Below are 13521 nucleotides of genomic sequence, written 5' to 3'. Positions count from 1 at the left end.
TTGTCAATACCTGTCATTGATGTAAATGATCCAACCACATTCTATAATGAGAACTTCTTCGGTAATCCGTATGACGTGTATCGACAGCTGATTCAGCAAGGCGAAATTCACAAAGTGAATCTGTATGGAGGACTTTGGTACATCGGTGGATATGAAACCGTAAACAAGTACATTGCAGACCCACGCATTTCCCATAACACGGCACAACAATATTGGGCAGTCCAGTTTTCGGAGCAACAGCTCTATGGAATTCTGGAGTTTATTCGTCTGTTTTCAATGTGGATGTCCCTTCAGGATGGCACTTCTCACATCAGATATCGCAAAATGTTAACCCAGGCCTTCTCCGTGTCGGTCAAAAATCTGGCTCCCTACATTATGGATCTGATCGACGACTCTCTTGATGAAATGGAAGGAAAAGAAGAGGTGGATTTGATTCGGGATTATGCTTACCCGCTTCCCACCAAAGTCATTATGAAACTGCTGGGTCTGCCTGAGGAACAGTATGAACGTGTGGCCGAATGTGCAGATAGTCTCGTTCACTTGTTCGGTTCCATGACGGTTACATATGAGGATGTCACGCGTGCACAAAATCTTTTGGTTCTGTTGACTGCCTATTTGACAGATGTGATTGAAGAACGAAAAATACATCCTCAGGAAGATTTTATTACTTATCTTATAGAAGCAACTGATGATGATGGTGTGCACCTGACAATTGAAGAAATTCATGCGCAATGTGCCATGCTGCTCTTCGCCGGACATGAGACCACACGTAATCTGATTGGGAATGGCATGTTTACACTAATGAAACATCCGGAACAACTTCAGAAATTGAAAGACTCTCCAGGTCTGATTAAAAGCACCATTCAGGAAGTCCTTCGCTATGAAAGCCCTGCACAGATTACCGTAAGAACCGCCCTTGAAGACATGGAAATTCTGGATCAGCAGATTAAAAAGGGAGAATTGATCATGTTCTGCTTCGGTTCAGCCAATCATGATCCGCGAAAATTTACCGATCCTCATCTATTTGATATTGAACGCAATGAAGCGCGAAATCTGGCCTTTGGTGTAGGAATTCATTCTTGCATCGGTGCCCAGTTGGCGATGATGGAAACAGAGATTGCCATGAGCCGCCTAATCGCAAGGTATCCCCATATGGAATGGATTCAGGATGAGCCCGAATGGCTTCCCAATGTAGGCTTTCGTGGTCTTCAACGACTGCTTGTCCGCTTGAACAATAGATGACCATTATGTAAGATCGTAAGATCATCAAAAAAAAGCGTCGCTCATTCATGAGCAACGCTTTTTTTGATGATCTTATTTAATCTGGTTTTTGGAACTCTTGCGTGGGACTCTTACCTTGGTACTTTTTTTGAAGGATTGAATGTCTTTTTCCGTAACCCCTTCACTTGAATACAACTGCTTGCAGAAAGCACCTATTCGATCAGAGCTTGCGGGATTGGACAACAGTAACATATGGTTGGATACATCGATGTCAAACAAATTAAAATTCGGAATGTTCTCCGCCCATATACTCCAATAGGTTGAGTTGTTCAGTTCGATGCAATCTTCCTCCGTGACAAAGTAAGGCTCAAGTTCACCAAAGAAGTGTCCGCTTTGATTGCGGAAATAATAACATGCCACAGCATCTCGATCTGCAAGCGATTGAACTTGGTACTGATCTGCCTGATATGCCTGCTGAACCTTGACACATTGCTCAATGAGCTGCTGTAGATGCTTCTCATTTTTGAAAAGCCCTCTGGATTTCGCAATTTCTGTTAAGTGTTTAAGAAAATCCTCATTACTTAGTTCCATATTGATTTCATCGCGGTGAATTAACGTGTCTGCAATTTTCTCCGGTTGATGAAGAATCGAAGACATTAGCGACATATTCACGGATTGTAAAATATAACCTTTGTCCGACGAAGTCATTTCGTCTTCATCAGAGAGATGGATGGAATCGAGCATCACCACGCTGTTTACCTGGTCACCCTGATTCTGAAGTAACCTGCACACCTCATATGCAATCAGGCCGCCAAGAGAATAACCGCCAAGATCATATGGCCCTTCCGGCTGAACGGTTTTTATGACATGCACATAATACATTGCCATGCCTTCGATCCCATATAACGGAGAGCGGTCAGTCATCCAGCCTCTTGCCTGGATCCCGTAGAAGGGCCGTGTACACCGGGATGCAATAACCTGATAACCTTCCACCCCACCCATTGCGGCGTGAAACCAGAAGATGGGTCGACCTTCAGAAGCATGATTCAGCCGAACAAGTTCGGGGAATTGTGACCATGACTTAACAATCGAATTCAAAGTACCATTTGTCTTCTCCTCCGGTCCGGTGACGATAAAACTTGTTGGCTTGCCCTGAAGCGTAGGGGTCTGATTTATTCTGTCTGTCAGACTTGCTATGATGTCTGCCAAAGTCAAACAATGTTGCAAATCTGCTGCATTGATTTCAGGATTCAGCTCGGTTTGCAATCGTTGAATCAACTGAATAAACACGATGGAGTCCATTCCATATTGCACAAGAGGTGTTGATTCCTGAATCTCACCGCTTTCCAAGCCAAGCAGATTCAGGATGATGGCTGTGATCCTGTGTTCCAGTGATGTATTCCCGGCTACATCTATACTGGAATCAGGAGCTCCTTCCTCCAGGCTGGAAACGACTACAGATTTAGCATGAGCAAGAGTATGAGTAAGGTCAACCCAGCATCTTCTCTTTTCAAATGGATACCCAGGCAATGAAATGATTTGAGCAGGCTTTCCTTCATACAGACCTTCCCATGAAACGTTGCCTCCTTTGGACCAATACAGTGCAATTTTATCAAGGCTGCCATCAGCCATGAAAGCTCTCAATATTTTTTCGCCAGCTCTTCCTGACAACAGCTCCTTCACTGCCGAATCTTCTTCTGCCCTTCCAGTAAACATCGGACAAGAATCAACCCAGTTTTTATTTGGCTTTTCCGCTTTCAAAAACTTCTTCAGCCCTGTAATGAGCTCTTTTTTATGACTCACAATTAGAGCCAAGCGATCCGGCATCGCTTCTCTGCCCACTTGTAGCGTGTACGCCACATCCCTCAGGCTCATCTCGTTATTTAATATGACTGTATTCAGGAGTTGCTGCGCAGCGGCCTGCAAGCGTTCCTTGTTCAACGCCGATAGAATGACAACTTGGGCCACCGAATCTTCGCTCACTGCATCATTTTGCTCTGTTTCAGCGGCTACGTACTCTTCGATAACCACATGTGCATTTGTCCCGCTGATGCCTGTGGTGCTAATCGCTCCCATTCTTGATACATTCAACGACGTTCTCCACGGTCTGTTTTCTTTATTGATATTGAGGTTGCTGCCCATGCTCATGTTGATATGCCGATTAGGCTCTTCATAGGAATGCAAAGCCGGAATTGTTCTATGCCTCATGGCCATCAACATCGTTATGAGGCTAACCAAACCGGATGCCGCAAAGGTATGTCCGATTAAAGGTTTTACGGAACCAATCGCCACGGATATGTCCTGATCGTTGTAAGAACCATATACGTTGGATAATGCCTGCATCTCAATTGCATCTCCTATCGGTGATCCCACACTTTGCGACATGATGAACTGCACGCTACGTGGATCAATCCGATACCGTTTGTGCACCATTTTCATCAACTCTGCCTGTGACTCAGGATCAGGCGAAGTCAATCCATTGGTTCGTCCGCTGTAATTAACACCACTGCCTCTAATTGTGCCATAAATATGGTCTCCGTCCCGAATGGCCTGTTTCAAAGGTTTGAGCACCAACGCGGTCACAGCCTCACCAGGCACCATTCCGTTAGCATGTTCGTCAAATACGCGGCACTGGCCATCGGGGGATAACATGCCTGCCCGATGGAGAGCTGTGTGCAGCATGGGAGACAGTATCAGACTCACAGCCCCGGCCAAGGCTGTGTCGCACTCTCCGCTCCTTAACGCCTGACACGCCTGATGAAGAGCTACCAGCCCTGAAGAACATGCGGCGGTGATCGCCATATTGGGCCCTTTCAGATCCAGAACATATGCAATACGGGCCGCAAGTGTGGCATTTTGATTACCGTTAATCGATCCTTTCTCTGCTGTCAAATAACCATACTCGCCTTCTTCAACCCCAACGTATACCCCACAATTCTGGCCACGAATACGATCCCCCATATAACCGGCATCCTCCAGAGCATGCCACGCCTCTTCCAGAAACAGACGTTGTCTGGGGTCCATCATCGCTGCTTCGTTCGGTGAAATCTGGAAAAACATCGGATCAAAACGATCGATATCCGCCAAATAACCTCCCCATGCAGGAATATCAGCATCCTTATTGGTTACATCCTTCCCGCCTTCTGAGGTCCAACGACTGCGGGGCAATCTCGATATACATGAAGAACCTGATTCAACATTTGTCCACAAATCCTCGATGTTGCCTGCCTGCGGAAACCTTCCGCTCATGCCGATGATGGCTATAGGTTCTTCCCTGTGAAGTTCAGTAGGTTCAGGGACAGGATGATCCATTGATCCGTCAAGCTGCTCCATTACAGATGGATTGGTGTTTCTGTCTGTATGGGAGTGATCCTGTATTTGTGTTGGATATGCGGTTGACATCATGCTGTACCTTGCTTCCATTTCTTCGGAAAAGGATGTGATCAGATGCTGCGAAAGTCTGTTCAGGGTGCCATGTGCAAAAAAGACGGTCGGTGACAATTCAAGCCGGAATTGCTGGCTCATAAGCTCAGCGAATTCTGCCAGACTGATCGAATCAAAACCATAATCCGCCAGATTCCGGTCTGGGTCCAACTTGGTTGCTTCCATTTTTAACAGTTGGGCAGCCCAGTCTCTCAGTTCTTGCACTACACATTCCTGTAAAGTCTTCCTTAATGGTGAATGTGAATTCCTTATTTGGGCCTGATCCTGCTTTGTCGCTTTTATGCGCAATCCAGGGGAAGACTGCTTGGAAACCGGCATGTCCAAGCCCAAAAAACGATGTATCCGGCTTGCCCTTCCCGCCAGAGCAAGCTGATGTGTACCGGATTGTCTGATCACCTGATCAAAAAAAGCGATCCCCTCATCCTTTTCCAGAAAACGCAATCCACTTGTTCTCAGATACATGTCCGTACCTTCTGACGTTCTGGAGCCCATTCCACCTTCTCTCCAAAGTGGCCATAAAATGGCGATTGTACGAATATTCTGATCCTGCATCTGGGCGTACGCCATCTGAAAACGATTGGCCACAGCGTAGTCACAGGAACCAAAGTCCCCCAGCAGCGCCGACGAGGATGAAAAATAACAACGAAAAGCCAGAGGTTCGTTTTGCAATGCTTCCTCCATCACAAGTAATCCTTTAACCTTGGGACGTAACACTTGATCGAACTCTTTTATGCTTTTGGACAGCAAGGTTCCCTGACTTTCCATTCCGGCGGCATGGACCCATCCGTGGATATCGCCACATTGCATTTTTGCGGATTCCAGAGCCGTTGTTACTTCCGCCGCTTCACTCACATCTGCCTGAACATATATGAACTTATTGCCATTTTTTCCAAGGTCCTTGAGCAATTGCCTGTTCATCTCATCCAGCGGAGATCGCCCCATCAAAACAAGATTGATTCCCTTTGAAGCCCAGACTTTTGCGAAAATAACACCCAATCCGCCAAGTCCACCAGTAATCAATACAGTCTGTCCAGGCTTCGGATAAAGGGTATACTCATCAGCATGTTCCGTTAAATCAACTTGCTTCATTCGACTTACCAAACGACGTCCATGCTCAAAACGAACACTTTGTGGCGATTCCGATAAAAGTTCATCCCACAGCAGGTTCGACAGGTCCGCAAATGCCAACATATCCGAGTTCTGTCGTGCCTGCGAGCTGCATACGGTTAATTTCGTCTTCTTCATACTCAGACTTATTGAACGTTCAAAGCCAATCCATGAGTCGAGGTAACACTGATCCAGCGCAGTGGCATGTTCTCCAGCCAGTAAAATACGTTTGGGTTGTATATTCTCCATAACCATCGCTTGGATCATGTGTACAATCGGACTTGTATCACGTAAATATTGGGCATCATCAAACGGCCACAGATACAGAACCGCATCAATATGATCTCCTTGCTTGGCGATCACGCGAAATTGTTGACAGTATACTTCCCGATCCATTTCCCCTGCCTCCAGGCCTGTTTCTTCAACAAAATAGACCTCGGTATCTGGACTGCGGCGAGCCAACATTTCGCGAATGATGGACTGTTTGTTTTTATCGGATAACAGACATATCAGTCCCCTGACATTTTCTCTGTCCAGCTTGGCCGAATCTGAGTCAAGGTGAGCGGATTCTTCCCAAATTTCCTGGAAAGAAAAAAGTTCCGTTGCTTCTTCCGATGGTACGTGCTGACTCTCAGAAACAAATTGTTGTCTTTCGGCCGGGGAACCCGATTCGAATTTTTGGGCGAACTGATACGGCACCCAATACTTTTCCTTAGCAAATGGATACGTGGGCAAGCTTAACCTGGAAGGTTTATCTTGATCATCTTTATATAAATGCTCCCAACGAACCGGATATCCCTTGGTCCACAGATCCAGCACCTTTCCATAGGAACCGTTTTGCATCCATTGGTTTACGATTTCCTCTGTGCCTTCGTCCATGTTAAATAATAATGCTTCTTTGCCACCTTGCAGACCCGCTTGGTACATTAAACCTTCTGGTAGTTGTTCCATGCCTCCATCCAGTGCAGCGCTCAACTTTTCCTTCAGATCGGCGATGCCGGAAGTCAGCACACCCAACCGCTCCTCCATCGCATTACGTCCTACTTGTAACGTATAGGCCAGATCGCGGAGATCAGTATCCATATATGAATCGTACTGCAATCTCTTCAGCAACAAACGAACCTGCTCCTGAAGCTCACCTTTATTCCGTGCAGACAGAACAATCATTGTCGGATATTCAGGTGCCGCTGAGTGATTCGCCTCTTTTTTATCCAATTTTCCCGTATACTCTTCAAGAATGACGTGAGCATTGGAACCGCCAAAACCAAACGAACTGACCCCCGCTCGTCTTGGCATCGCCTTTCCGTCCGCGTTTGTAATCGGCTTCCATTCTTGCAGATCACGAACAAGGTAGAACGGACTATCCTCCAGTTCCACGTAAGGATTCACTTCATCCAGATGAAGATTTGGAGCCAGTTTTTGATGTTTTAATTGCAGTAGCACTTTGATTACACCTGCAATACCAGCAGCCATCTCCAAATGTCCTATATTGCTTTTTACCGAGCCTAGTCCGCAATGCGCCTCACCCATTTGTCTATCCCCTGTGTGTTCATACAGATTCCTAAACGTCGCTTTAAGCGCATTAACCTCGATCGGATCGCCCAAAGGAGTGCCTGTGCCGTGTGTTTCAATATAACCTACCGTTCTCGGATCAATTCCCGCTTTTTTGTACGCTTCAAATAACAATTCTGTCTGAGCTTTGGGGTTGGGTGCCGTTAATGAATTGGCGCGACCTCCATGGTTTTCGTTTGTTCCACGGATAACGGCATAGATATGATCTCCTGCTTCCTCGGCATCCTTGAGAGGTTTGATCATCAACATGCCGACCCCTTCACTTCGAACATATCCATCAGCCTGAGCGGAGAACGTTTTACACCGACCATCACTGCTCAACATACCTGCCTTAGTTAAGCTTATATATCCTTCGGGTGTCAAAATGGTATTAATACCGCCTACAACGGCTGCATTGCAATCCCCGTTCCTCATCGCCGTGACTGCGCGATGGATCGCAACCAGCGAACTGGAGCATGCGGTTTCAATCGGCTCGCTCGGGCCATGGACGTTAAGAAAATAACTCATCCGGTTCGGTCCAACCGAAGGTACAATTCCCGTGGACGTATAGCTATCCATAGCCATGCCTGAAGACGCGATGAGATTGCTGTATCCCGTACCAGCCGTTCCCACAAATATGCCCAGCTTGCTGCCAGATAGGCTTTGCGGAGCATATCCGGCGTCTTCAATTGCTTTCCACACATACAGCATTAGCAGCCGCTGCTGCGGGTCCATAAGTTCCGCCTCACGGGGAGAAATACCAAAGAATCCGGGATCAAATTGATCCACACCCTCAATAAACCCTCCCCAGATCATGTCGAGCTCCCCAGTCTCGTTAAAAGAATCCTTTTGATAAGCATACTTTTCCCGCCGAGACCGAGGAATTTCCGTAATGCAATCCCGCTGGGCTGCCAGATTGTCCCACAGCTCATCTGGGTCAGCAGCCATCGGGAAAATACCACTCATGCCTACGATTGCAATGCCTTGATCCTCCATGACGTTTGTTGGCTTCACCCTTCCCACGCCCGAGGCATGTTTACTTGTAAATTGTCGGAAAACAAGAGGTTCAGCTCGTTCAGTCCCACTCTTTGCTTGTGTGGGAACCATCTTGGATGAGAATCTCGTCAAAAATTGTTGTTGATAGGTACGTGTTACATATTGCGAGAAGGCTTGCAGCGTCGAATATTCAAAAAACAGTGCCGGGGTAAGACTCATGTTGAAATTCTCGTTAAGTGTGTTGGTCAGTTCCGTCAGCATGATGGAATCAAGTCCATACTCCCCAAGTTCAACCTCGGGATCAATGTGTGTAACCTGCACCTTAAGAAGTGACGAAATCATGGAAGCCATCGTTTCCCTGACCTTATCTTCAAGCCAGGCTGTATCCGTCTGTTCCTCTGGGATTGCTTGCTGTCCCGCATTCCGTGAGTCAAGAGCATCGGGGGAAGACAAAAACTTCTGTCTCAATCGAGTCACTTCACCTGCCGCAACCAGTACCTGACTTCTTCCACTTGCCAACGCCTGATACAGGGCTGCCGTTCCTTCTTCTTCACGCAGAGGATGCATGCCCGTCTGTTTTTTCAAATTGCGTAATTGCTGTTCATTGATCTGCATACCTCCCGATTCCCAAAGAGGCCAGTTCACCGATAACGTTTGTCCGGTCCGCTCTCCTCGGTGGACAAGCGTATTGCGATAAGCAGCAAAACGATCCATGAAAGCATTGGCAGCCGCATAGTCTGCCTGTCCAATGTTTCCTGTCACACCTGTACCGGAAGAAAATAAAATCATGACATCCAGGTCATCCCTCCGTGTTGCTTCATCCAGATAAACCGTCCCTGCAACTTTGGATGCCAGCACCTCTCTGCACTCTGCACCTGTTTTATTTTCAAGCAGACGGTCCCGGGTAATGCCTGCGCCATGCAGAATGCCGTTTACTTTCCCATACGTATGACGGACCATCGCCAGCACTGTCTGAACTTTTTCTTCATCCGCTACATCCATGGTCAAGTATTGAATGTGGGCAGGCAGTTCCTGTATCCTCTGCCTGACGGCAGTTGGCAACGCTGGAGACCTGCCCGTCAAGATGATCGTTGTCCCGGTCGCCTTGAATGCGATCTCCTGTGCAAAAATGGGTCCAAGACCACCGCCTCCTCCAGTAATAACGTATACGCCCCCATCTTGCCACGGATGGGGGGGCAGATGCTCATGGCCTTCTCGATTAGAACGCTCCCTGATGGAACTCACTGCCTCGGTGGATACATCCTGAACCAGTTCCTTCCATGATGCACGGTACAGTTGATTCTCCATATATCGCAAGTGATCCTCATTCGGCAAATTTGCACAGGACTTAAGCCGCTCCACCCATTGTTCCAGTGACGTATCACGCTGCATTTCAATAAGCTGGCAGCGTACCTGCGGATGTTCAAGCTGAACGGTACGGAGCAGGCCAGACAGCCCTGTCCACAGTCTGGATTGTTCTGCATCGTCAGGTATGACAACCTGAATGAATTTGCTTCCTTCATGACGAAGGCTCTCACCATCTTTGAACTGCTCCAGCAGGGCAAGCACATATGCTTCGTAACGTTGTACAAGGGTTCCTGCTGAACCGAGTTGTATCAGGGAAACCCCTGGCATTTCCTGTTTCAACATTTCGGTCATCGTGAAATTTGTCAACTCACCACACAGGATAATCCGGTGTTCGCTGTATGAAACCGGTACGGAAGAAGACATGCGGTTTGGGGCCGTTTCCCAGTGTGGCTCCAGAAGGATTACGCCTTCTACCTCGGGCATACTCACGGTGACTTGTTCCATCCAGATCAGAACCTGACCAGCGTCATTGGCTATGGCTACGTCCAGTCTAAGATCGGATCTAACCGCTCCAGTCGAATCATGATGTGGCGGCGTGCCCAGGCGAATCCATACCCAAACAGGTTGCCCATCCTGCAAAACCTCCAAGGAATGGACTGATTTTATGGTAATGGCTCCCCCGAGGTTCACTTGACCCTGTTGCCCACAGAGTTCACATAATCCAACTTGAATGACGTCTTTCAGCATTTCTGGATCAATGAACATGTTGGTAGATCTTGTAGTTTCTTCGGAACTGGAGATGTGTAGCAGTACTTCTCCATTCCCCTTATAACTTTGTTTCACACGGCCCGTCGTCTGTCCGCCAGACCATACATTGTCTGCGTTCAATGTAGCTGAGTTGAAATCCAACTCACACCGCTTGCGTATAACTTTCAGGTCAAACCTTGTTAGGTCGTAGGCAGAGCTTTCCGGTCTGGAGACTCTTCCCGTCGTTAATAACTGCCGTTCCTTTTTGTCGCCAGCACTGCTGATTTCGAAAAAAAGTTCTTTATGATCTTCTTCAGGGTAAATTTCAATTTGAATCTGTAATGGAAACGCCGTGTTCGGGATGTTTGTGTCATGCTGCACCCACTTCACATCGGATAATCTGAGCTTCATAACCGATTGCCCATCCCCGTCTGACGACTCCATGGCATGCTGCGCCGCCACACGAGCCATTTCCATACAGGCTACATCGGGAAAAGTCCGTTTGCCCGATGTAGCAGAAGTTTGCAAAAATGACTCGGTTCCAGTAAAAATGGAGCTATAGCGCTGTGAGTATAAATTAGAAATGTTACTGTGTAGAAGGGGATGCAGAACCCCTGCCGAGTTCGAATATTCATCTTCGAATGGCCGCGGCATTCGGGAATCAGGGATCGGAACCCAATACTTTTCTTGGGCAAACGGATACGTTGGCAGACTGATTCTGGCTGGTTTCTTCCCATCATACAGAGCTGACCATTGGACAATGAACCCTCTTGTCCAGATCTCTGCGACTTTGCCCAGCTTGCCACGCAGGTACCACTTATGGACCAGATCCTGCATTTCCTCATCTTCTGTTAGTGACAGGAGTGTGTCCTTGCGTTTGGCTTGCCCTCTGTACGTTTCAATCCCGTCATGACCTGTGACTGCTCCTTCATGCATGTAATGAGTCAGGCCAGTCGCCAATTCAGCCATAGTCCTCACAATCAGTGCCAATCGCTCCTCCATAGGCTCGCGTCCGATCTGTAACGTATAGGCCATATTAGCCAAATCGTTCTCTGCATACTTTCCTTCACGCAAGGCCTGAAGCAGTAAATTCACTTGTTCACGCAATCGTGCTTCGTTTCTGGCAGACAACACTACGATCGCAGGGTGTTGTCCGGGGATTTCTGTTGTATTTTTTTCATGATTCTCCCGATTCGGAATATACTCTTCCAAAATGATATGTGCGTTCACGCCGCCAAAACCAAAGGAGCTCACTCCCGCACGTCTAGGCATTTCCCTGCCATCGCTATCTCTCGGGGCAGCCCACTCTCTTGTTTCCCGCACAATATAAAACGGGCTGTTGTCCAATTGGACATAAGGGTTAATATGATCCAGATGCAAGCCTGGCACGAGTTTACGATGCTTCATCTGAAGCAGTACCTTCATGACACCCGCCACACCAGCAGCCATCTCAAGGTGTCCAATATGAGACTTTACAGAACCCAAACCGCAATGCGGTGTTCCAAGCGGTTCATCTCCTGATTGACGAGCCAGCTCTTTAAAAGCGGCCTTCAGCCCATTCACTTCAATTGGGTCACCCAGAGGTGTCCCCGTTCCATGGGTTTCGATATAACCAACGGTTCTTGGATCAATATCGGCTTTGCGATAGGCCTGGATCAATAGGTCAGCCTGTGCTTTCGGATTAGGTGCCGTTAAGGAGTTGGCCCGTCCACCATGGTTCTGGCTTGTACCCCGAATCAGCCCATAGATGTGATCTCCCGCTTGTTCTGCATCTTTCACCCTCTTTAGCATCAGCATGCCGACACCTTCACCGCGAACATACCCATTAGCCTGTTCGGAAAAGGTTTTGCAGCGCCCGTCTTCACTCAGCATCCCTGCACGGTTAAAGCTGATGTGCCCTTCCGGGGTCAGGATGGTATTAATACCGCCAACGATGGCTGCATCACAATCCCCATTTCTCATCGCTGTTACTGCCCGATGGATAGCAACTAGCGAGCTTGAACAAGCCGTCTCTATCGGTTCACTTGGACCATGTACATTCAGAAAATAGCTCATTCGATTGGGTCCTACGGATGGAACAATTCCGGTTGAGCTATACCCCTCAATAGCCATTCCGGAACGGGAAATCAGACTGCTGTATCCCGTTCCGGAGGTGCCCACGAATATACCCAGGTTACTTCCAGACAAGCTTTGGGCAGCATAGCCCGCATCCTCAATGGTCTTCCATACATAGAGCATCAGTAGACGCTGCTGTGGGTCCATAAGTTCCGCTTCCCGCGGGGAGATGCCAAAAAATGAAGGATCAAATTCATCTACACCATCTATAAATCCGCCCCATTTAATGTTGGTTTTATTCGATTCCTTTAGGGGATCACCATAAATGGACTTCCAATCCCAGCGTGACAATGGAATTTCGGTGATACAGTCTCTTCCTTCGATTAAATTTTCCCACAGCGCATCCGTATCCTGTGCCATCGGAAACCTTCCTGTCATGCCTACGATCGCAACAGGTTCAAACGTTGTTATCGCCTTGTCTGCTCGCTGAAAGGTTGGAGAGTTTCTTTTCTGAGCTTGATGAAAGCTTTCATCATTTACGGAAGTTCCAGCATTCTCAGCGTTCTCATACTGGTGAGCCATTTCAAAATTTTCGGATGACTTAAATCTGTTCTTCATTGTGGACTCAGACGAAATATGTGTTTTCTGGACATCTCCTGCCGAGGCAGGAGATGTCCACAGTTCTGCAAATTGATCAACATAAGTTTCCAAAGCATAGTCTGTAAATTGCGCTAACGTTGAATGTTCAAAAAAAACGGCCGGGGTCAGATTCAGTCTGTAGTTCTTGTTCAGGGAGTTACTCAGTTCGGTTAACATAATGGAATCAAATCCATACTCACTGAGCTCCACATCGGCTTCAATTTCCTCCGGTCGTACCTTCAATTGATCAGCCACAGCCTTAGTCAACATTCTGCGTGTCTTTTCATGTAACTCGGTATCAGCCTGAAGCGTGTTCCCGGACTCCTGAGACTCGCCGGAAGTCTGGGTGTGTTGATTTTGCGCCATTAAAGAGGTTAGTTGATTGGCAGCATCTTGCGGATTTAGTTTACGTGTTCTGATATCATTGTATATTTGATACAAGTCGTCTTTCAT

At 47.5% G+C, this 13521-nt stretch carries 2 protein-coding genes; one reads left to right on the top strand and one right to left on the bottom strand.

All coding sequences use genetic code 11. The annotated features are described in order from the left end of the window. Positions 1-1242, top strand: a complete 1242-nt coding sequence (locus ACE04G_RS14740; RefSeq protein WP_221819614.1) for a cytochrome P450 — start codon at positions 1-3, stop codon at positions 1240-1242. A gap of 72 nt (positions 1243-1314) precedes the next feature. Here ACE04G_RS14740 and ACE04G_RS14735 read toward each other — a convergent pair whose 3' ends face one another. Beyond that, positions 1315-13521 carry an SDR family NAD(P)-dependent oxidoreductase gene (locus tag ACE04G_RS14735; RefSeq protein WP_449004453.1) on the bottom strand — a complete coding sequence of 4069 codons (12207 nt, stop codon included), beginning with the start codon at positions 13519-13521 and terminating at the stop codon, positions 1315-1317.

The sequence above is a fragment of the Paenibacillus sp. AGC31 genome (assembly GCF_057334655.1).
Note: the sequence above shows the minus strand (reverse complement) of the source record. Positions and strands in the feature narration are given on the sequence as shown.

Excerpts from the sequence above, each read along its gene's own strand:
- ACE04G_RS14735 (WP_449004453.1), bottom strand. The coding sequence starts at position 13,521 with ATGAAAGACGACTTGTATCAAATATACAATGATATCAGAACACGTAAA.